At 70.1% G+C, this 20,752-nt stretch carries 21 protein-coding genes and 3 pseudogenes; 10 read left to right on the top strand and 14 right to left on the bottom strand.

Translation table 11 applies throughout. From position 1 onward, the window contains the following. On the top strand, positions 1-301 hold a 301-nt coding region (locus tag IC63_RS18520; protein ID WP_198026319.1), incomplete at its 5' end, for a hypothetical protein. A gap of 296 nt (positions 302-597) precedes the next feature. On the opposite strand, the gene IC63_RS12800 is transcribed toward IC63_RS18520, so the two are convergent. From IC63_RS12800 to argH, 5 genes are all read right to left on the bottom strand, one after another. Continuing rightward, positions 598-3,327 carry a DUF4175 domain-containing protein gene (locus tag IC63_RS12800; RefSeq protein WP_232222609.1) on the bottom strand — a complete coding sequence of 910 codons (2,730 nt, stop codon included), beginning with the start codon at positions 3,325-3,327 and terminating at the stop codon, positions 598-600. 1 nt (position 3,328) lies between these two features. Continuing rightward, on the bottom strand, positions 3,329-4,594 hold the full coding sequence (gene lysA, locus IC63_RS12795) for a diaminopimelate decarboxylase (RefSeq protein WP_036720936.1): 1,266 nt from the start codon (positions 4,592-4,594) through the stop codon (positions 3,329-3,331). Positions 4,595-4,724: 130 nt separating this feature from the next. After that, complete coding sequence (locus tag IC63_RS12790; RefSeq protein WP_156965477.1) at positions 4,725-4,922, bottom strand: hypothetical protein; 198 nt, start codon at positions 4,920-4,922, stop codon at positions 4,725-4,727. 109 nt (positions 4,923-5,031) lie between these two features. Continuing rightward, entirely contained in the window at positions 5,032-5,184 is a 153-nt protein-coding gene (locus IC63_RS17560; RefSeq protein ID WP_156965476.1) for a hypothetical protein, read from the bottom strand. Next, positions 5,181-6,596, bottom strand: coding sequence for an argininosuccinate lyase (gene argH, locus IC63_RS12785; protein WP_036720934.1), 1,416 nt, complete (start codon positions 6,594-6,596; stop codon positions 5,181-5,183). The genes IC63_RS17560 and argH overlap by 4 nt, the downstream gene beginning before the upstream one ends. A gap of 22 nt (positions 6,597-6,618) precedes the next feature. Here argH and IC63_RS12780 point away from each other — a divergent pair, with 22 nt between their 5' ends. Next, positions 6,619-7,164, top strand: coding sequence for a TlpA disulfide reductase family protein (locus IC63_RS12780; RefSeq protein WP_084115838.1), 546 nt, complete (start codon positions 6,619-6,621; stop codon positions 7,162-7,164). Here the strand turns inward: IC63_RS12780 and IC63_RS12775 are convergent. Continuing rightward, positions 7,161-7,739, bottom strand: coding sequence for a DNA-3-methyladenine glycosylase I (locus IC63_RS12775; RefSeq protein WP_036720933.1), 579 nt, complete (start codon positions 7,737-7,739; stop codon positions 7,161-7,163). The genes IC63_RS12780 and IC63_RS12775 overlap by 4 nt on opposite strands. A gap of 93 nt (positions 7,740-7,832) precedes the next feature. Between IC63_RS12775 and IC63_RS12770 the strand changes: the two genes are divergently transcribed. Continuing rightward, entirely contained in the window at positions 7,833-8,663 is an 831-nt protein-coding gene (locus tag IC63_RS12770) for an EAL domain-containing protein (protein WP_036720932.1), read from the top strand. A 9-nt stretch (positions 8,664-8,672) separates the two neighbouring features. On the opposite strand, the gene gph is transcribed toward IC63_RS12770, so the two are convergent. From gph to IC63_RS12745, 5 genes and pseudogenes are all read right to left on the bottom strand, one after another. Further along, complete coding sequence (gene gph / locus IC63_RS12765) at positions 8,673-9,326, bottom strand: phosphoglycolate phosphatase (protein ID WP_036720931.1); 654 nt, start codon at positions 9,324-9,326, stop codon at positions 8,673-8,675. After that, positions 9,323-10,021 (bottom strand): HAD-IA family hydrolase, encoded by a 699-nt coding sequence (locus tag IC63_RS12760; RefSeq protein ID WP_036720930.1) that lies wholly within the window; start codon positions 10,019-10,021, stop codon positions 9,323-9,325. Before IC63_RS12760 ends, gph begins: the two co-directional genes overlap by 4 nt. Further along, positions 10,018-10,716, bottom strand: coding sequence for a ribulose-phosphate 3-epimerase (rpe, locus tag IC63_RS12755; RefSeq protein WP_036720929.1), 699 nt, complete (start codon positions 10,714-10,716; stop codon positions 10,018-10,020). Before rpe ends, IC63_RS12760 begins: the two co-directional genes overlap by 4 nt. Beyond that, positions 10,713-11,621, bottom strand: a pseudogene (cbbX, locus tag IC63_RS12750) (CbbX protein). The gene rpe and the pseudogene cbbX overlap by 4 nt, the downstream one beginning before the upstream one ends. Positions 11,622-11,697: 76 nt before the next feature. Continuing rightward, positions 11,698-12,078, bottom strand: a pseudogene (locus IC63_RS12745) (ribulose bisphosphate carboxylase small subunit). A 115-nt stretch (positions 12,079-12,193) separates the two neighbouring features. Between IC63_RS12745 and IC63_RS12740 the strand changes: the two are divergent. Beyond that, a complete protein-coding gene (locus IC63_RS12740) occupies positions 12,194-13,069 on the top strand; it encodes a LysR family transcriptional regulator (protein ID WP_408633572.1) in 876 nt (291 codons plus the stop codon). Positions 13,070-13,093: 24 nt separating this feature from the next. On the opposite strand, the gene hemP is transcribed toward IC63_RS12740, so the two are convergent. Further along, positions 13,094-13,234, bottom strand: a complete 141-nt coding sequence (gene hemP, locus IC63_RS17555; RefSeq protein ID WP_084115840.1) for a hemin uptake protein HemP — start codon at positions 13,232-13,234, stop codon at positions 13,094-13,096. Between the two features lie 179 nt (positions 13,235-13,413). Continuing rightward, positions 13,414-14,736 carry a glutamate--tRNA ligase gene (gltX, locus tag IC63_RS12735; protein WP_036720928.1) on the bottom strand — a complete coding sequence of 441 codons (1,323 nt, stop codon included), beginning with the start codon at positions 14,734-14,736 and terminating at the stop codon, positions 13,414-13,416. A gap of 81 nt (positions 14,737-14,817) precedes the next feature. Here gltX and IC63_RS12730 point away from each other — a divergent pair, with 81 nt between their 5' ends. The 5 genes from IC63_RS12730 to yihA all read left to right on the top strand — a co-directional run bounded on the left by IC63_RS12730 (position 14,818) and on the right by yihA (position 19,605). Next, positions 14,818-15,225, top strand: coding sequence for a metallopeptidase family protein (locus tag IC63_RS12730; RefSeq protein ID WP_036720927.1), 408 nt, complete (start codon positions 14,818-14,820; stop codon positions 15,223-15,225). Further along, positions 15,222-16,193 (top strand): 1-phosphofructokinase family hexose kinase, encoded by a 972-nt coding sequence (locus IC63_RS12725; RefSeq protein WP_036720926.1) that lies wholly within the window; start codon positions 15,222-15,224, stop codon positions 16,191-16,193. The genes IC63_RS12730 and IC63_RS12725 overlap by 4 nt, the downstream gene beginning before the upstream one ends. Before the next feature lie 141 nt (positions 16,194-16,334). Continuing rightward, positions 16,335-18,200, top strand: coding sequence for a membrane protein insertase YidC (yidC, locus tag IC63_RS12720; RefSeq protein ID WP_036720925.1), 1,866 nt, complete (start codon positions 16,335-16,337; stop codon positions 18,198-18,200). Then, on the top strand, positions 18,197-18,952 hold the full coding sequence (locus IC63_RS12715) for an MOSC domain-containing protein (RefSeq protein ID WP_036720924.1): 756 nt from the start codon (positions 18,197-18,199) through the stop codon (positions 18,950-18,952). Before yidC ends, IC63_RS12715 begins: the two co-directional genes overlap by 4 nt. Next, positions 18,949-19,605: a ribosome biogenesis GTP-binding protein YihA/YsxC gene (yihA, locus tag IC63_RS12710; protein ID WP_036720923.1), complete on the top strand. Its 657-nt coding sequence runs from the start codon at positions 18,949-18,951 to the stop codon at positions 19,603-19,605. Before IC63_RS12715 ends, yihA begins: the two co-directional genes overlap by 4 nt. Before the next feature lie 3 nt (positions 19,606-19,608). Here yihA and IC63_RS12705 read toward each other — a convergent pair whose 3' ends face one another. After that, the gene (locus tag IC63_RS12705; RefSeq protein ID WP_232222607.1) at positions 19,609-20,475 is read right to left on the bottom strand and encodes an ABC transporter permease; all 867 of its coding nucleotides are present in this window, start codon (positions 20,473-20,475) and stop codon (positions 19,609-19,611) included. Between the two features lie 76 nt (positions 20,476-20,551). Between IC63_RS12705 and IC63_RS18875 the strand changes: the two are divergent. Next, positions 20,552-20,752: pseudogene (locus IC63_RS18875) on the top strand (hypothetical protein); the annotation flags it as partial.

Genomic DNA, 20,752 nt, shown 5'->3' with positions numbered 1-20,752 from the left:
GGCCCTGCCGCCCGGCCCGGAATCTCGGCGGCTGGGCCTGCCGCATGTCGGGTCCCAGCCCACCTACGGCCCGACCGCCTCTGCCGCTCGCGCCCGGCGGCGCCATGATGCCGGTTATCACGTCGCGGTCATGGCCGCGCTGGTGGCGGTGGCGCTGTATGCGCTCGCGCCCCGCCTCGCCGATCAGGGGGCGCTTGGCGCCAGGCTGATGGCGTGGCGGGCGCAGGTGGATGAGGGGCGCGACTGGCTGGACCAGCGCGCCACCGCCGCCGTCGACCGGCTGCGAGGCCTGGTCGACTGAGCCGCGGGCCATCGCCAAGCCCCGCTCAGGCCAGCAGCGACCACAGATTAGATGCGGCATTCGCCAGCCCGCCCTCGAACCCGGCCAAGCGCCCCCTGCCCCCCCGCCGGGGTCAGGCCGACCGTCGCCGCCGTCGTCGCAAAGGCCGGATGATCTGGGGCGGGACGCTCGGGTAATGGGCGATGGCGGAAATCCGGGGGATGCCGGGATGTCCACGAAGGTGCGGACGCTTCGTCGGGGCGATTCGGCGCGCTTCCAGCGTGGCGCTTCCGATGCCCCCGGCCGCGCCTCCCCCTTCAGAACCGATCCAGCAGCCGCCCCAAATAGTCCCGTTCGTCGCGGGGCCGTTCGGGTTCGCCGGACCGGCGGCGGATCTCGTCCTGCAACTCGCGGGCGCGGCCGGCCTGGCGCTCGCCCTCGGCCAGGGCCTCGCCGGTGGTGATGTTGCCGCCTTGGCCACGGGTTTCGCGGCCCAACGGGTCGCGGCCGTTGCGGTCGCGGGACTGGCCCTGGCCGTCGCCCTGGGCCTGCCCCTGCTCGCCCTCCTGCCCCTGCTGGCCCGCGCCGGGCTGGCCCTGCTGGCCCTGCTGCCGGTCGTTCAGGTCGCCCAGGGCGCGCATGCCCTCGCGCATCGCCTCGATGGCGTCGGCCTGGCGCTGCAGCGCGGCCGCGGGGTCGTCCTGGCGCAGCGCGCCCTCCGCGTCCTCCATCGCCTGCCCGGCGCGGTCGAGCTGGCGGGCGGCCTCGTCGCCCTCGGCGGTGCCGCGGCCGGGCAGCAGGCCGCGCTGGCGGCCGAGCTCCTCGCGCAGGCCGCGCTGGCGATCGGCGAGCGAGCCCTGGCCCTGGCCCTGACCCTGACCCTGACCCTGAGCCTCGCCCTGCCCCTGCTGGCCTTCACCCTGCTGACCCTGCCCCGGCTGGCCCTCGCCCTGTTGTCCCTCGCCCGGCTGCCCCTCGCCCTGCGGCGGACCCTGCTGCCCGTCCTGGCCCTCGCCGAAAGGATCGCGCTGCGCCTCGCGCATGGCCTCGTCGGCCAGCCGCTGCTGTTCGCGCAGGGTCTCACCCAGCCGCTGCTGGGACCGCGAGCCCTGCCCCTGGCCCTGCCCCTCGCGGACCTGCATGTTCTCCATCATCCGGTTGAACTGCTCGAGCAGCTCGGCCGCCTCGGCCATACGGCCCTCGTTCATCAGCCGCTGGATCTCGTCCATCATCTGCTGGATCTGGTCGCCCGAGATCATCTCGCCCTGCTGTTCCGAGCGGTCGAACTTCGCCGCCGGGTCCTCGTTGCGTTCGGCCAGCATCTGCAGATAGTCGTCGGTGGCGGCCTTCAACTCGTCCATCAGGCGCTGAATCTCGTTGGGGCTGGCGCCGTTGCGGATCGCCTCGGACAGGCGCTCCTGCGCCTGCTGCATCCGGGCCAGCACGTCGGACAGGCCGCCATCCTCGATCTGCACCGCGGCGTCCCACAGGCTGTCGGCCAGGCTGTCGCGGGCCTCGGGGGTCAGGGCCGGGCCTTCCAGCGCCTGCACGGCGGCGACCACGGCGCGGGCGGCCTCGGCGGGCACGGCGCGGTCGGGCTGCCAGAGCATCGCCCGGATCAGCCGCGCCGAGCGCGCCGCGTTGCCCCGCGACCACAGCAGGTCGCGCCGCATCTCGACCAGCCCGGCGGCGAGCGGGTCGAAGAACCGCCGGCCGGGCAGGATCATCGCCGTGGGCGGAGTAGCGGCGGTCTGGTCAATCCCGTCGCGGACGCTCAGCGTCACCCGCACCGGCAGGTTGGCCCACGGATGCCGGGCCAGATCGGCGGACAGCGTTCCGGTCACCTGCCGGCGCTGGCCGGCGCCGGGCAAGGGCAGGTCGAGCGTCAGCGCCTCGCGCGGCTCGGGGTCGGCGCTCAGCCCGAAACGGCGGTCGACGGCGGCGAGGTCCAGCTCGATGCGGGCGCTGCCCGCGGCGATGCCGTTGTCGTCGCTGGCGGTGAAGCCTTGCGCGAACCGGCCGTCGGCACGCCGGTCGGCCAGCGCCGCAAGCTGCACGGCAGGGGCGTCGTCCGGGGTCACGGTGACCGCGAAGTCGCGCCCGCCGACCTCGACCCGGCCGGTGCGGACGGCCGAGAACCGCAGCGTCTCGACCGGGGACGCGCCCTGAGACGCGCCCTGGGCCGCGCCGGCAGGCGGGTCGGCCTCGATCGCGGGGGGGCCGACATCCTGAGCCACCTGCGCCCCCTCGCCATACAGGCGAAAGGTCAGCTCGGTCCCTTCCGGCACTGTCAGTGCGTCGTCCTTGAGCGCGTTCAGATAGATCGTCGGGCGCCGGGTATAGCGCGGCGGCTCGGCCCAGCCTTCCCACGAGGGGCCGGCGGCGACGGTCTCGCCGGGCGGGCGGGGGGCGGGTTTCCAGCTGGCGGCGATCGCGGCGAGCCCCTGCCCGGCGGGTCCGGCGCCGCCGAACAGCACCGCCATCGCCAGCGCAGTCAGCCCGATCAGCCGCAGCGCATAGGGGTCGCGGTGGACCAGCCCGGAATCGGGGGCGATGGGCCGCGCGGTGGCGGCGGCGGCCTGCGCCTGCGCCAGATGGGCGCGCCACAGCGGCGCCGCCTGCGGGCCGCCCAGCACCATCCGGTCGCCCAGTGCGTTCAGCGGCCGGCCGGCCAGCCGGCTGTCCACCCGCGCGACCGCCTCGGCCTGGGTCGGGCGGCGGAACACCCGCCCCCCGGCCAGCAGCGTCGCGCAGAAGAACAGCGCCCAGAGCCCCGCCACCCAGGGCAGCGCGGGGCCGGGCAGCGCGGCGACCAGCCCCAGCCACAGCGCCGCCAGCGCCAGCGCGGCCAGCGTCGCCGCCAGCCAGAAGCTGCGCGCGAGGCGTTCCCACCACAGCCCGACCCGGGTCAGCCCGATCGCACGCCGCGCCCGTGGCGGCAGCGCCGCCATCGGATCCGCTGCGACTGGCACCCCCGCAGCGGGGTCCGCCACGGCGGACAGCATTGCCCCCGGCTCCGCCACGGCGGGATCGGGGCGGCGCGCCATGCTACAGCCAGTCCGGGATGCGGTCGCGGCCCAGCATCTCGTCGATGCTCGGGCGCGGCCGGATCACCGCGAAGCGGTCGCCCGCGACCAGCACCTCGGGCACCAGCGGGCGCGAGTTGTATTCGGATGCCATGACCGCACCATAGGCGCCCGCCGACCGGAAAGCGACAAGTTCCCCATCGCCCAACGGGGGCAACTGCACCCCTCGCGCGAAGGTGTCGCCGGTCTCGCAGACCGGGCCGACCACGTCGACCGGCGCCACCTCGGCCCCCACCGCCGGTTCGCGGACCGGGACGATGTCGTGATGGGCGTCATACATCGCCGGCCGGATCAGGTCGTTCATCGCCGCGTCGAGGATCAGGAAGTCCCGCCCCTCGCCGCGTTTCGTATGGATCACCGAGGCCAGCAGCACGCCGGCATTGCCGACGATGTTGCGGCCCGGCTCGATCTCGATCTCGCAGCCGAGATCGCCGACCGTCTCGCGGATGACCTGCCCGTATTCGATCGGCAAAGGCGGGGCGGCGTTGTCGCGGCGATAGGGGATGCCGAGGCCGCCGCCCATGTCCAGCCGCATGATCGCATGGCCGTCGGCGCGCAGGGTGCGGCACAGCTGAGCCATCTTGGAATAGGCCTGGCGGTAGGGGTCGAGGTCGGTCAGCTGGCTGCCGATATGCATGTCGATGCCGACCACCCGCAGCCCCGGCAGGCGGGCGGCCTCGGCATAGACCTCGCGGGCGCGGGCGATCGGGATGCCGAACTTGTTTTCGGACTTGCCAGTGGCGATCTTGGCGTGGGTCCGGGCGTCCACGTCGGGGTTCACCCGCACCGCGACCGGGACCACGGCGCCCTGCCCCGCGGCGACCTCGGACAGGGCCTGCATCTCGGGTTCGCTTTCGATATTGAACTGGCGGATGCCGCCCTGAATCGCCTGCGCCATCTCGCCTCGGGTCTTGCCGACGCCGGAAAACACGATGCGCTCACCCGGCACACCTGCCGCCCGGGCGCGGGCGTATTCGCCGCCCGACACCACGTCCATGCCGGCGCCCATCGCCCCCAGGAGCTTGAGCACGGCGAGGTTGGAGTTGGCCTTCACCGCATAGCAGATCAGGTGATCCGTCCAGGCCAGCGCCTCGCGGAACAGGTTGAAATGCCGCGACAGGGTGGCGGTCGAATAGACATAGACCGGCGTGCCGACCTCGGCCGCGATGCGGGCCAGCGGCACGTCCTCGGCGCACAGTTCGCCGCCCTGATAGTTGAAATGATCCATGCCGCCCCGCGCCGCCCGATAGGCGCGCAGATATAGCGCGACCGCCCGGCTGTGTCCAAGGCGTGCCTTGAACGGCCGCGGGCCGCGATGCCGGGGTTTGCGGGGGCCGCCTGAGCGCCCCTGCCGCCCCTCAGCGGATCTCGATCCCGACCAGGTCCGACCCCGACAGCGACACCGGAGCGTGACGCTTGTTGGGGTCATAGACATAGGTCCCCTTCTGGATCATCACCGCCTCTTCGGGGCCGTCCACCACCTTGCGGTTGGTTTCGCCCCCGCAGGCCGCCAGCGCCGCCAGCGCCGCCGTGGCCATTGCCCATCTGCCGATCATATCCTGCCCTCGTTCTGCCTTGGTGTGTCGTCGTGCCGGGTCTTTCCGCCCGGTGAAGTTCGGCGCCGATGTCGCCGCAGGTCCGGGGCCAGCGCGGCCCCGGTCGGTCTTACAGCGTGCCGCGCATCCCGATCCGGGCGTCGCCCGATACGGTCACGCCCGGCTTGACGGTCACGGTCGTCGCTGGCGCCTGCGGCGGGCCGTCGATCCCGCAGGCCGCCAGAGCGGCCAGCAGGCCAAGCGCCATCATCGTGCGAATCATCTCCATCCCTCCATCGCGCCCTTCCAGCGGGCGATCTGTGCCCGCACCTGATCCGGCGCGGTTCCGCCGTAAGACTGCCGCGAAGCGACCGAGTTGTGAACGCCCAAAACCGCATAGACCTGCTGCGTTATCGCAGAATTGACCGCCTGCATTTCGGCCAGCGTCAGGTCGGGCAGATCGACGCCGCGCCGTTCCGCCGCGGCGACCAGCGCCCCGGTCGCGTGATGGGCGTCGCGGAACGGCAGCCCGGCCTCGCGCACCAGCCAGTCGGCAAGGTCGGTGGCGGTGGAAAACCCGCTCGAGGCCGCCACTTCCAGCCTGTCGCGGTTCACCGTCAGGTCGGACATCATCCCGGTCATCGCCGCGAGCGCCAGCATCAGCGTGTCGGCGGCGTCGAAGACCTGCTCCTTGTCCTCCTGCATGTCCTTGGAATAGGCGAGCGGCAGGCCCTTCATAACCGTGAACAGCGCCACCGCGGCGCCCAGGATGCGGCCGATCTTGGCCCGGATCAGCTCGGCCGCGTCGGGGTTGCGCTTCTGCGGCATGATCGACGACCCGGTGGACCATTTGTCCGACATTGCGACGAAGCGGAATTGGGCCGAGGACCAGATCACCAGCTCTTCGGCCAGCCGGCTCAGATGGGTGGCGCAGATCGCCGAGGCGCTGAGGAATTCCAGCGCGAAGTCCCGGTCGCTGACCGCGTCGAGGCTGTTCGCCGTCGGCCGGTCAAACCCCAGCGCCTGCGCCGTCGCATGGCGGTCGATCGGGAACCCCGTCCCGGCCAGCGCCGCCGCGCCCAGCGGACATTCGTTCATCCGCGCTCGCGCGTCGGTGAAGCGGCCGATGTCGCGGCCGAGCATTTCCACATAGGCCATCATGTGATGGCCCCAGGTCACAGGCTGCGCGGTCTGCAGATGGGTGAAGCCCGGCATCACCCAGTCCGCCCCCGCCTCGGCCTGCGCCAGCAGCGCGCCGATCAGCGCGCGCAGGCCCTGCACCGCGGCGTCGCACTGATCGCGCACCCACAGCCGGAAATCCGTCGCCACCTGGTCGTTGCGGCTTCGCGCCGTGTGCAGCCGGCCGGCGGGCTCGCCGATCAGCTCCTTCAGCCGCGCCTCGACGTTCATGTGGATGTCCTCGAGCGCGGTCGAGAAGGTGAACCGCCCGCCCTCGATTTCTGACAATACCGTCAGCAGCCCTTCCCGGATCGCCTCGGCGTCGCTAGGGCTGATGATGCCCTGCGCGGCCAGCATCGCCGCGTGGGCCCGGCTGCCCCGGATATCCTGGGCGCTCATCCGCTGGTCGAACCCGATCGAGGCGTTGATCGCCTCCATGATCGCGTCCGGCCCGGCGGCAAAGCGCCCGCCCCACATGCTGTTGGCTGTCGGGGAGGTCTCGGGCGTGTCGGTCATCGGTTCGGTTCCTGGAGGTCACATGCTGCGGTCGCTCGCCCTTTATACATCCCTCGTTTTCGCTGCAAATGCAGCCATCGCGGGTCCGGTGGACTGGCAAGCGGCGCGGGACGCGGGGCTGCCCAAGCTGATCGAATCGAAGGTGGCCCCGGCGCCGCAGGTCGAGTTCACCGATGTCGAGGGCGCCACCCACACGCTGGCCGACTGGAAGGGCAAGGTCGTGCTGCTGAACTTCTGGGCCACCTGGTGCGCCCCCTGCCGCGAGGAGATGCCGTCGCTCGACGCGCTGCAGAAGGCCAGGGGCGGCGATGATTTCGCCGTCCTGACCGTCGCCTCGGGCAGGAACCCGCCGCCGGCCATCGACAAGTTCTTCGCCGAGGCCGGGGTGACCGACCTGCCCCGGCTTACCGACCCGCAGATGGCGCTGGCGCGTGCGATGGGGGTGCTGGCGATGCCGGTGTCGATCCTGATCGACGCCGAGGGCAACGAGGTCGCCCGGATGACCGGCGACGCCGACTGGTCCTCGCCCGCCGCGCTGGCGCTGATCGACCAGATGACCGCGGACTAGCGGGCCAGCGCGGCGACCGCGCGGTGGCGGTGGCAGGTGGTCAGGTGGTCGTTCACCATCCCCGTCGCCTGCATGAAGGCATAGGTGATCACAGGCCCGCAGAAGCGGAAGCCATCGGCCCGCAGCGCCCGCGACATCGCCCGCGATTCGGCCGACTCGGTGGGCACGTCGGCGGGCGTGGCGGGGTTGGTCTGGATCGGTTCGCCGCCCACGAACCCCCACAGGAAGCCCGCGAACCCGCCGGGTCTTTCCTGCAATTCTAGGTAAATTCTGGCGCCCTGCACGGTTGACTCGATCTTGCCGCGATGCCGGACGATGCCGGCGTCGGACAATGCGCGGGCGACCTCCTCCTCACCCCAGCGGGCGACCCGTTCGGGGTCGAAGTCATCAAAGACGCGACGGAAATTGTCGCGCTTTTTCAGGATGGTGATCCAGCTGAGCCCGGCCTGGAACCCGTCCAGCACCAGCTTTTCCCACAGTGCCCGCGAATCATGTTCCGGCACGCCCCATTCGTGGTCGTGATAGGCCTGATACAGCGGATCGGTCCCGCACCAGGGGCAACGTTCGCAGTCCATCCGGTTAACCCTTTCGGCAGAAGAGCGGTCGCGTTCACCGCCTGTTAGCGCATCGTGGTCATAGTGACGACACGAAGGACGCGAGGGACGGCGATGCAATTCGACACTGACAGGGCACCCCTCGCGGGGCTTTCTTCACCGCTGGATTTCGCGGCCGACCAGCAGGCGCGGCTGACCATGTCCACCGTCCGGCGGGCGGTGGAACGCGGGGACGCGGTCCTGGCGTTCCAGCCCATCGTGCAGTCTGACCGCCCCAGCCGGCCGGCCTTCTACGAAGGGCTGATCCGCATCATCGACGAAACCGGCCGCATCGTGCCGCTGCGCGATTTCATGCCGCTGGCCGAACTCAGCGAACTGGGGCGGCAGATCGACTGCGCATCGCTGGCGCTGGGTCTGCGCGCGTTGGCCGAGGAACCGGGCCTGCGGCTGTCGGTGAACATGTCGGCGCGCTCGATCGCCTATCCCGACTGGATCCGCACCCTGCGCCACGGGCTGGCGGCCGATCCCGGCATCGGCGAACGGCTGATCCTGGAAATCACCGAAAGCTCGGCGATGGGCCTTGCCGAACAGGTCGGCCCGTTCATGCGCGACCTGCAGGGCCAGGGGATCAGCTTTGCGCTGGACGATTTCGGCGCGGGCTATACCTCGTTCCGCTACTTGCGCGATTTCTCGTTCGACCTGATCAAGATCGACGGGCAGTTCATCCGGGAAATCTCGGAACATCCCGACAACCAGGTGCTGACCCAGGCGCTCATGTCGATCGCCCGGCATTTCGACATGTTCACCGTCGCCGAACAGGTCGAAACGGCGGACGACGCGGCCTTCCTGATCGACCTCGGGATCGACTGCCTGCAGGGGTTCTATTTTGGCGCGCCCACGATCTCTCCGCCGTGGCGCTCGCCCAATGCGGCGGCGCGGCGCTGACCTTCTGCCTCAGCTGGCCGGCATGAGGGCGTCCAGCACCTCGGGCAGGCGCGCAAAGTCGTCCAGCAGCGCCGCGTGCGGCAGCGTTTCGGCCGGGGCGTGGCGATAGCCGTGGGTGTACAGCACCAGCGGCAACCCGGCCGCCGCGGCACATTCCGCATCGACCTCGCTGTCGCCGACATAGACCACCGGACCCTTGCCGCAGGCGCTGCGCGCCAGCAGCAGCGGCGCGGGATGCGGCTTGCGCTCGGGGCAGGAATCGCCGCCGATGACGACGGCGAAATGGTCCAGCAGACCCACATGGCGCAGGATCGCGCGGGCCGGCGACACCGGCTTGTTGGTGCAGATGCCCAGGACGTGCCCCTGCGCGCGCAACTGCGCCAGCGCCTGCGGGACGCCGGGGAACACCGTGGTCAGGTTGACGGCGCTGTCATAGTGGCGGCCGAACTCGGCCATCATCCGCGCCCGCCGCGGCGCGTCCTCGATCCCGTGGGCACCCAGCAGCCGGCCGACCAGATGCGGCACGCCGCGCCCGATGAAGCTGCGCACCGTCGGCAGGTCCAGATCGCCCAGCCCCTCGCCGGCCAGGACCGTGTTCGCGGTGGCGTGGATGTCGGGGGCGCTGTCGATCAGCGTGCCGTCCAGATCGAAGATCACGATCATGCCGACACCCCCAGCCGTTCGGCGATGCCGGCGATCCCGCCCAGATCGGCAAAGCTGCCGACCAGCGGCGTGTCGGCCGGAAACGCATCGCCCTGCGTATAGGTCGCCGGCGACACGATGCAGGCGATCCCCGCGGCTTGGGCCGAGGCGAGGCCGTTCAGCCAATCCTCCAGCGCCACCGCCCGGTCGGCCTGAACCCCCAGCCGGTCCAGCGCCAGCAGATAGACGTCTGGCGCCGGCTTCTTGGCGGCCACCTCGTCCCCGGCGGCGATGGCGTCGAACAGCTCCGACTCCTCGCTCCCCAGCGTCGCCCGGATCAGGGCGTCGATATTCGGGCGGCTGGTGGTGGTGGCGATGGCGATCTTCAGCCCCGCCGCCCGCGCATCCGAAATCAGCGCGGCCACGCCGTCGCGCAGCGCGATCTCGCCCCCCGACATCAGCGCCGTATAGCGGTCGGTCTTGTCGCGGTGAAGCGACGCGATGTCATGGGCGGCCGGGTCCTCGCCACGCCGGGACAGGAACGCAGCGATGCGCTTTTTCCCGCCGGTGGTCTGCAGCAGCTCGCGATGGTCCTCGCGCGTCCAGTGCCAGTCGAGACCTCGGGCCGCGAACGCCTCGTTGAAGACCCGGCGATGCAGTTCCTCGGTTTCGGACAGCGTCCCGTCCACGTCGAAGATCAGCGCGCTGAACTTCACAGCGCCGCCTCGGCCGCCGCACGGATGGCGCGGATGTTCTCGCCATAGGGGGCGCTGTTCGACACCGACCCACCGGAAAACACCGCCGACCCCGCGACCAGCACGTCGGCCCCCGCCGCGGCGACGAGGGGTGCGGTGGCCGGCGTCACGCCGCCGTCGATCTCGACATGCACCTCGCGGTCGCCGATCATCTCGCGCAGGCGGCGGACCTTGGCGGTCATGTCGATGAACTTCTGCCCGCCAAAGCCCGGGTTCACCGTCATCACGCAGACCAGGTCGGTCAGGTCCAGCACGTGCTGGATCGCCTCGGCCGGGGTGCCGGGGTTGAGCGCCACCCCCGCCTTCATCCCGGCGCCGCGGATCGCCTGCAGGGTGCGGTGGATATGCGGCCCGGCCTCGACATGGGCGGTGAGGATGTCGGCGCCGGCCTCGGCATAGGCCTCGATATAGGGATCGACCGGCGCGATCATCAGATGCACGTCCATGACCGTGGTGACGTGCTTGCGGAACGCCTTCACGGCAGGCGGCCCGAAGGTCAGGTTCGGCACGAAATGGCCGTCCATCACGTCGACATGGACCCAGTCGGCGCCCTGATCCTCAATGGCGCGGATCTCGCGGCCGAAATCGGCGAAATCGGCGGACAGGATCGACGGCGCGATCTTGATGCGCCGATTGAAGGGGGGATTGAAACTCATGCCTCGTCTCTCTTGCGGCTGCCATCGGGGTCGAGCCCGCCCGAGAACACGCCGCTGGCGCGCAGGTCGGGCTCTGTGATCGTGGACAGGTCGGCGGCGCTGACCGGCCCGTCCTGCTGGAACAGCCGGTTGGCCTGCCTCAGACGCGCGCGGTCCAGCGCGTTGCGGATCGACCGGGCATTGGGGAAATGCGGCTGGGCGCGGCGCAGGCCGACATAGTCGTCCATCGCCGCCCGGGCGGCCTCGTCGAAGCAATAGCCCTGCCCGGCCAGCATGGTGTCGGCGATCCGGCCCAACTTGTCATCGGAATAGTCGGGAAAGTCGATGTCATGGGCGATCCGCGACCGGAAGCCCGGATTGGCCAAATAGAACCGGTCCATCCGGTCGGCGTAGCCCGCCATGATGACGACCAGATTGTCGCGGTTGTTTTCCATGACCTGCAGCAGGATCTCGATCGCCTCTTGCCCTTAATCCCGCTCGTTGTCGGGCTTGTAGAGGTAATAGGCCTCGTCGATGAAAAGCACACCCCCCATCGCCTTCTTCAGCACTTCCTTGGTCTTCGCCGCGGTGTGGCCGATATACTGGCCGACGAGGTCGTCGCGGAGGACGCTGACCACGTGGCCCTTTCGGACGTAGCCCAGCCGGTGCAGCAGCCTGGCCATCTTCTGCGCCACGGTGGTCTTGCCGGTGCCGGGGTTGCCGGTAAACGACATGTGCAGCGTCGGAGTCTCGTGGCTTAGCCCCAGCCGCGCCCGCGCCCGGTCCACCAGCAGCAGCGCCGCGGTCTCGCGGATCCGCTGCTTGACCGGCGCCAGCCCGATCAGCTCGTCCAGCACCTCGCGGACGCCGGATTCCTCGTATTCCGCGCGCAGGTTGATGCTGTCCGGCGTGGTCTCGGCATCGATCGCGTGGTCCCCTTCTTCTTTGCGCAAATATCCCGCGGGGGTCCGGGGGTGCGAAACCCCCGGTCCGGCAGTCAGGTCAGCGCACGACCTCGTGGGTATGGCGGATGGACCGCCCGTCCACCTCGGTGCGGCGCATGACGATCTGCGGCTCGACCTTGGGGCGGTTGACGATGAAGGACATCGTCACCGTCTCGAAGCCGCGCGTCGGATCAAAGGCGATCAGGCGGATATAGTCGTCGCAATGCGCCTTGCGGCACTCGTCCAGCTCCATCATCACGCCCTTGGGGTCTTTGAGGTCGAACATCGGGTGACCCCACAGTATCTGTTCCGGGGATGGGGCTCGTCGGTGTATTCGACCCCGACCGCCCAGCCGCGCGACAGCATGTAGTCGACCTGCGCGCTGATCTCGTCGTCGGTGAGATCGGGCAGGAAGGAAGCAGCCCTGAGTGATACGCATCTGGTCCTCCTTACGAGACGCTGGCGGTCGGGACGAAGTCCGACGTGTCGGTGGACGTGTAGTTGAAGGTGATGTTGCCCAAGGTATCCAGCGCGGGTTCCACCCGCTGGTAGCCTTGCTGGCCGTGGCGGCCGAGGGGTCCTATGCCGGGGCCGCGGACCGGCTGGTCCTCACCGCCCCGGCGCTGCACGCGCGCATCCGGGCGCTCGAGGACCTGTTCGGGACGCCGATGCTGACCCGCTCGGCCCGCGGCGGGTCGGAGCTGACCGAGATCGGCCGCCGCGTGGCGCAGACCGCGGCGGCGGTCGAGCACCAGCTGGCGCGGCTGGCCGAGGACGTGGGCGCGCTGCGTGCCGGTCGGACCGGCCGGGTGGTGCTGCGAACGGTCTCGACCGCCAAGTATTTCGCCCCGCACTTCGTCCAGCGCCTGCGCGCGACCCTGCCCGAGATTGAGGTCCAGTTGCGCGTCGGCAACCGCCAGTCGGTCATCGAGGGGCTGGCCAGCGGCCGCATGGACCTCGCCATCATGGGCCGCCCCCCGCGCATCCCGGCGGTCGATGCCGAAATCCTCGCGCCGCACCCGCATCTGCTGATCGCCGCCGCCGGGCACCGGCTGGCGGGGATGGCGCAGGTGCCGGTGGCCGAGCTGCTGTCCGAGACCTTCATCCTGCGCGAGGAGGGGTCGGGCACCCGCATCCTCGCCACCCGCTGGCTGGATCAGACCGGAAAGGGCTATCCCTTCGACACCGTCGAGATGGACAGCAACGAGACGATCAAGCAGGCGGTCATGGCCGGGATGGGCATCGCGCTGCTGAGCCAGCACACGGTGCTGCAGGAGCTGGCCGACGGGCGGCTGGTCGGGATGAAGGTGCCGGGCCTGCCGATCATGCGCAACTGGTTCCTCGTCCACCGCGCCGGCCACCCGCTGTCACCCACCGAACGCAAGCTGCACGACGCGATCCTGGGACTGCGCGGGATGCTGGCGACGTGACGTCGGGGCGGCGACGGGCGGCGGTTACTTCGTCAGGATCAGCTTGCCGGCGCGCGTGATGCGCAGGGTGTAGACCTGCCCGTCCAGCGCGATCTGGGCGAGGTTGCCGCCGGCGGTCAGCTGGGTGGCGTCGTGCAGGGGCAGGTTGGGCAGGACCGGCACCATCGTCGGCTCGCCGCTGCGGAAGGTGAGATCGTTCATCTTGGCCTCCGATGAAAGTAGCCGACCACTTTGGTCGGGAATAGCCGAGTAATTGCGTCGGGTTTGATTTCTGTCAACCGCAAAAATGCGAACGGCCCCGCCGATCAGGGCGAGGCCGTTCAGATCGTCAGAAAAATGCGGCGTCAGTCCGCGTGGACGGTCTGCAGCAGCGGCATCAGTTCGGCCATCTCGGGGCCGTGATCCATGCCGGTCAGCGCCTTGCGCAGCGGCATGAACAGCCCCTTGCCCTTGCGCCCGGTCGCGGCCTTGACCGCCCCGGTCCAGTCGCCCCAGGTCGCCGCCGTCCACGGACGCGGCGGCAGCATGTCCAGCGCCTGCCGGACGAAGTCGGCGTCCTCGGCGTCGATCACCGGGGTGGCGCCGTCGCGCATCAGCGTCCACCAGCCGTCCAGGTCGTCCAGCCGCGTGATGTTCTGCCGCGCCACCGCCCAGAACTGCGGCGCCACCTCGGCCGGCACGCCCATCGCCGCGATCCGGTCGGCGACCGCATCAAAGGGCAGGTGCTGGTTGCGCTCGCGGGTCAGCGGCCACAGATCCTCGGCGTCGAACTTGGTCGGGCTGGCGCCGAACTGGGACAGGTCGAACCCCTCGGCCAGCTCGTCCAGAGACAGCCGCAGCGCGACGGGCTGGTTCGATCCCAGCCGCGCCATCAGCGACAGCAGCGCCTCGGGCGCGACGCCCTGTTCGCGCAGGTCGCGCAGTGACAGGGTGCCCAGCCGCTTGGACAGCTCTTCGCCCTGCGGGCCGGTCAGCAGGCTGTGATGGGCGAATCGCGGCGGGGTGCCGCCCATCGCCTGCATGATCTGGATCTGGGTCGCGGTGTTGGTCACGTGGTCGGCCCCGCGCACGATGTCGGTCACGCCCATGTCCACATCGTCCACCGACGAGGCGAAGGTATACAGCACCTGCCCGTCGGCGCGGATCAGCACCGGGTCGCTGACCGAGGCCGCGTCGATCGACACGTCGCCGATGATCCCGTCCGGCCACTCGATGCGGTCCTGGTCCAGCTTGAAGCGCCAGTACCCCTCGCGCCCCTCGGCCCGCAGCGCGGCCTTCTGGTCGTCCGACAGGGCCAGCCCGGCGCGGTCATAGACCGGCGGGCGGCCCATGTTCAGCTGCTTCTTGCGCTTGAGATCCAGCTCGGTCGGCGTCTCGAAGACCTCGTACAGCCGCCCGGCCGCGCGCAGCTGGTCCGCGGCCTCGGCATAGCGGTCCAGCCGGTCGGACTGCCGCTCGATCCGGTCCCAGGTCAGGCCCAGCCATTCCAGGTCGCGCTGGATGCCGTCGGCGTATTCCTGTTTCGACCGCTCGCGGTCGGTGTCGTCCAGCCGCAGGATGAAGCTGCCGCCCGCCTTGCGCGCGATCAGATAGTTCATCAGCGCGGTGCGCAGGTTGCCGACATGGATGTGGCCGGTCGGCGAGGGCGCGAAACGGGTGGTGGTCATGGCGGTCTCCGTTGATCCGCCCGCTCTTTCATACCGGGCGATTCTTGTCCATATCGGCGCCATGTGACCGGAGGAACGCGCATGACCGACTGGACCGAACAGCCCGCGCCGTCCGCCGCCGAGATCGAGGCGCTGGCCCGCCAGGTGCTGGCCGGCCTGCCCGCGGAATTCGCCGGCCATGCCCAGGACGTGATCCTGCGGGTCGAGGAATTCGCCGGCGAGGACGTGCTGGACGAGCTCGAGATCGACGACCCGCTGGAGCTGACGGGCCTCTATGACGGCATCCCGCTCACCGAGAAATCGGCGACCGATCCCCAGCATTTCCCGGACACGGTGCATCTGTATCGCCGCGCGATCCTGGACGAGTGGACCGAGCGTGGCGACGTCACGCTGGGGGCGCTGGTGAGCCACGTCGTGATCCACGAATTCGCCCATCACTTCGGCTGGTCCGACGACGACATCGCCCGGATCGACCGGTGGTGGGAATGATCCCGCAGGGCAGCGGCGCGCAGGCCCCGATCCTGACCGTGACGCTGAACCCGGCGCTGGACCTGTCGACCAGCGCGGCCGAAGTCGTGCCCGATCTCAAGCTGCGCTGCGCGGCGCCGGTGATCGACCCGGGCGGCGGCGGCATCAACGTCAGCCGGGCGGTGGCGCGGATGGGCGGACGCTCGACGGCGCTGGTGGCGCTGGGGGGCGGAACCGGCCAGCGCCTCTGCGCGCTGCTGCAGGAGGCCGGGCTGCCGGTGCTGCGGCTGGACGCGCCGGGCGAGACGCGGCAGTCGCTGTCGGTGACCGACCGCGGGACCGGCGGGCAATACCGCTTTGTGCTGCCCGGCCCGGACTGGATGCCGCCCGATGTCGGCTTGGCGCTGGACGCGATCGCCGGTGCCGCCCCGGCCGGCGGGATCGTGGTGCTGTCCGGCTCGAACCCGCCCGGCGTGCCGGCCGAATTCGCCGCGATGCTGGCGCCGCGGCTGAACCGCCGCGGGGCGAGGATGTTCGTGGACACCTCGGGCGCGGCGCTGGCCGCGGTCGCGGCCGGGCAGGACGCCCCGGTCGAGGTGCTGCGCATGGACGATGCCGAGGCCGAGGGCCTCGCCGGCCGCCCCCTGCCCTCGCGCGCCGACACGGCCGATTTCGCCTTTGCGCTGGTTGCGGCAGGGGCGGCGCGGTCGGTGCTGATCGCGCGCGGCAGCGACGGCAACATCGTCGCCGGCCCCGATGGCCGCTGGCATGTCGAGGCGCACAGGGTCCCCATCGTCAGCAAGGTCGGCGCGGGGGACAGCTTCGTCGCGGGCTACACGCTGGGCGTGGCCCGCGGCCTGTCGCTGCCCGACGCGCTGGGGCTGGCCGCGGCCGCCGCCTCGGCCACCTGCATGACCCCCGCAACCGAGCTGTGCCATCCCGACGACATCGCCCGGCTCTACGACCAGCGGATCGTGACGCCCATCTGAGCCTTCGGGCAGTCTAAAGTATCCCGGGGGTCCGGGGGCTGGCCCCCGGTCCCGACGGTCGGCGGCGCTCAATCCGCTTGACCTTTGCAGGGGGCTCCGGTCAAAGCACCGCGTATTTGCCCATAGAACCGGGGTCCAAGCATGGACGACAACAACCGCAACCTGATCCTCGCCATGGTGCTGTCGGCACTGGTCATGGTCGGGTGGTATGCCTTCTTTGCCCCGGAACCGCCGCCCCCCGCCGATCCGGTCGCCGTCACCCAGACCCAGGGCCAGCCCGGCACCGCCCCGGCGACCCCGGCTGCGCCTGCCGGTCAGGCGGCGCCCAGCCCGACGCTGATCGGCGCCGCCGACGATCCGGTGCTGACCGCGCCGCGGGTGGCGATCAAGTCGCCGTCGCTGGAGGGCTCGATCTCGCTGGCCGGCGGGCGCATCGACGACCTGCTGCTGACCGGCTACCGCGAGACGCTGGACCCGAATTCGCCCTTTGTCCGGCTGCTGTCGCCGACCGCGCAGCCGCGGCTGACGACCAAGGGCACCCCGGTCGCCCCCGGCGCCGACCCCGAAGTCGTCGTCCAGAAACCCTATTACGCCGTCTATGGCTGGATGCCCGGCCCCGGCATCGACCCGGCGCTGGTGCCCTCGCCCGCGACGACCTGGACGGTGGAAAGCGGCTCGACCCTCGCCCCCGGGCAGCCGGTCACACTGGCCTGGGACAACGGCGCCGGCCAGATCTTCCGCCGCACCTTCGAGCTGGACGACAAGTTCCTGTTCACCGTCACCCAGAGCCTTGAAAACAAGGGCGCGGCGCCCTTCGCGGCCGCGCCCTACGGGATCCTCGCCCGGCACGGCAAGCCCGACACCCAGAACTTCTTCGTCCTGCACGAGGGCGCGGTCGGGATGACCGACGGCAAGCTGGTCGAGGAGAAGTACAAGGACATGGTCAAGTTCGACCCGGTGGGTAGCGAAGGCCCGGCGCTGGTCGCGCAGGCCGCCACCAACGGCTGGATCGGCTTCACCGACAAGTACTGGATGACCACGCTGATCCCGGCCCCCGGCCAGGCCTTCACCTCGGTGGTGAAATACGCCCCCGGCGCCGACATCTTCCAGACCGAGACCCGCCTGCCGGTGCAGACCGTGGCGCCCGGCACCGTCCTGTCCTCGGCCAGCTACCTGTTCGCCGGCGCCAAGGAATGGGAAACCATCAACCACTACCAGCAGACCAAGAACATCGACCGCTTCGTCGATTCGATCGACTGGGGCTGGTTCTATTTCCTGACCAAGCCGATCTTCCGCGTCCTGCACTGGCTGAACGGGATGATCGGCAACATGGGCTGGTCGATCATCGCCCTGACCTTCGTGCTGAAGCTGCTGGTGTTCCCGCTAGCGCGGAAATCCTACGTCTCGATGGCCCGGATGCGCGAACTGCAGCCGGAAATGGAGGCGATCAAGGCCCGCACCGGCGACGACAAGATGAAGTACCAGCAAGAGGTGATGGCGCTTTACAAGAGCCAGAAGGTCAACCCGGCCGCCGGCTGCCTGCCGATGCTGCTGCAGATCCCGATCTTCTTCTCGCTCTACAAGGTGATTTTCGTCACGCTGGAGCTGCGCCACGCGCCGTGGGTCGGCTGGATCCGCGACCTCTCGGCGCCGGACCCCTCGTCGCTGCTGAACCTGTTCGGGCTGCTGCCCTTCGCGCCGCCGGCGCAGGGCTCGATGCTGCATTCGCTGTCGCTGCCGTTGCTGGCGATCGTGCTGGGCATCACCATGTGGCTGCAGCAGAAGCTGAACCCGGCGCCCACCGACCCGGCCCAGAAGATGATCTTTGCCTGGATGCCGTGGATCTTCATGTTCATGCTGGGCGGCTTCGCCAGCGGCCTGGTGCTCTACTGGATCACCAACAACCTGATCACGATCGTTCAGCAATACTCCATCATGTCGATGCACGGGCACCCGCCGCAGCTGTTCGGGAACGTCCGCGACAGCCTGAGGCTGAAGCGGAAATGACCGCGCGACTCGCCCGCATCTTCCGCTATCCGGTCAAGTCGATCGGCGGGGAAGAGCTGGCCGAGGTCACGCTGACGCCCAGGCAGCCGCTGCCGGGCGACCGCCGCTTTGGCGTGCTGCACCAGGCGGCGCTGCACCATCTGACCGAGGGGCGGCTGGAAAAATGGCTGCCCAAGTCGGCCTTCCTGCGCGGCGCCGCGGCCGCCCCGCTGCAGGCGGTGCGCGGCGGATGGCAGGGTGAGACGCTGACCCTCACCCATCCCGACCTGCCGCCCCTGTCGGTCGAACCCGCAGCTGATCCGCAGGCGCTGGTGGACTGGGTGGCGCCGCTGTGGGCCGACAGCGGCAAGGCCCCGCCCGCGCGGCTGGTCGAGGGGCCGCAGGCGCTGGCGGACGTCAAGCAGCCTTTCGTGTCGATCCTGTCGCTGTCCTCGCTGGCCGCGCTGGAACAGCGGCTGGGCCGTAGCCTGGGCACAGACCGCTGGCGCGGCAATCTGTGGATCGACGGGTGGGAGCCCTTTGCCGAACATGACCTGCGCCTGCACACGCTGCGCATCGGCGAGGTGGTGGTGAAACTGACCGAGCGGATCGACCGCTGCCCCGCGACCAGCGCCGATACCCGGACGGGTCGGCTGGACGGGGACATGCCCGCCGATCTGCAACGGCTGTTCGATAACACTGATTTTGGCATCTATGGCGAGGTGCGGCAGGGCGGCACGATCCGTCCCGGCGATGCGGTGGAAATCCTGTGAAGGTCGCGTTCCCCGAGGCGCCCGAGCCGTCCGACGAGGCCGCCGAGGCCGGCCGGTTGCTGTTCGCGGGCCCGGTCGATTTCGTCAAGGGCGTCGTCGCGATGGACGGCCTGCCCCCGGCCGACCGCCCCGAAGTCTGCTTTGCCGGCCGCTCGAACGTGGGCAAGTCAAGCCTCATCAACGCGCTGACCGGCCGCAAGGGCATCGCCCGAGCCTCGAACACGCCCGGCCGGACGCAAGAGATCAACTATTTCGCCCTGGGAGATCACAGCTACCTCGTGGACCTGCCGGGCTATGGCTACGCGCAGGCGCCGGTGGCGGTGGTGGCGAAATGGCAGGCGCTGCTCAAACAGTACCTCGCCGGCCGGCCGACCCTGCGGCGGGCCTTTGCGCTGATCGACGCGCGCCACGGGGTCAAGCTGGTGGACCACGAGATCATGACCCTGCTGGACCGCTCGGCGGTGCCCTTCCAGGTCGTGGTGACCAAGGCCGACAAGATCGGCGCAACGACCCTGGCGGCGACGCTGGCGCAGGTCGAATCGGAGCTGCAGCGCCACCCCGCGGCCTTTCCGGAACTGGTCGTGACCTCGTCCGAAAAGGGCCGCGGCATCGCCACGCTGCGGGCGATCATCGACGGGCTGGGGCGGGGCTGAGCCTCAGACCATTTCCAGCAGGTCGCGATAGCGCCGCCAGATCAGCAGCAGGCCGCTGGCCAGCAGCACCAGCGACAGCGACACGATATAGCCCTCGCTGACGTAGTCGGCGGGATAGACGCTGTAGATCCCGCGCCGCATCAGCCCGACCAGCTGCAGGATCGGGTTCCACCACAGCACCTCCTGCACCGCGCGGGGCATCAGGCCGTAGGTGTAGAAGATGCCCGACATCAGGAACAGCGGCCGGCTGAGAATCGACCAGGCCCGTTCCCACACCGGGAACCGCATGCTGAGAAAGCAGTTCATCGTCCCCACGCCGGCCCCGAACAGCGCCGTCAGTCCCAGCGCGCGCAGCACGGTGCTTACGTCCATCACCATCGGCAGGCGAAAGATCATCGCGATCCCCCCGATCACCACGGCAAAGACGATGACGTGGGTGACGGTGTTCAGGATCAGCCGCGCGATCAGCGCATCGACGAAGGTCACCGCAGGATAGGCCAGCAGCGGGCGCGAAAAGCGCAGGCTCTGTGCGACCTTGTTGCCGATGTCGTGATACATCTGAAAGACTAGGTAGCCGCTGGCGTAGAACAGCGGAAAGTTCGTGCCGATCAGCGGCCGGGTGTTGCCCATCGCGCCCTGGAACACCGCCGTCAGCAGCGCGATGCCCAGGATCGGGTCCGCCAGCGCCCAGACATAGCCGCCGGCCGACCGCCCGTAGGATGTCGAGATCTCGCGCAGCATCAGCGCCACCACGGTCCGGGCCATGCGGAACAGGCCGTTCCGGGCCGGGCGCGCCGGGCCGACGGGCCGGTGGTCAGCCGCCGTCGCTGCGGCAGAGACAGATGCGGGCGAGATACGGGTATCGGACATGTTAGACGCCGAGGCTGGTCTTGTGCCGCATGGCTATGTAACAACTGGCGCGAAATTGGAACCAGCGAAAGCCCGCATGGCCAGCGACCCCGCCGATCCGGCGCAATCCGCCCCTCAGACCGCACCGAACCGGCCCGCCCCCCCGGGCGCGGCGCCGGAGGACCCCGCCGACGTGGCCATCGCCCTGAGGCGGGCCGCCCCCCGCCGCATCCCCGAGGGGCTGGCCGAGATGCAGGCCGGCCGCTGGGAAGGCTGGGCCCCGACCGCGCATCTGGGC

Source organism: Paracoccus sphaerophysae (assembly GCF_000763805.1).
Lineage (GTDB): Bacteria > Pseudomonadota > Alphaproteobacteria > Rhodobacterales > Rhodobacteraceae > Paracoccus > Paracoccus sphaerophysae.
This window is presented reverse-complemented; position numbering and strand designations above follow the sequence as displayed.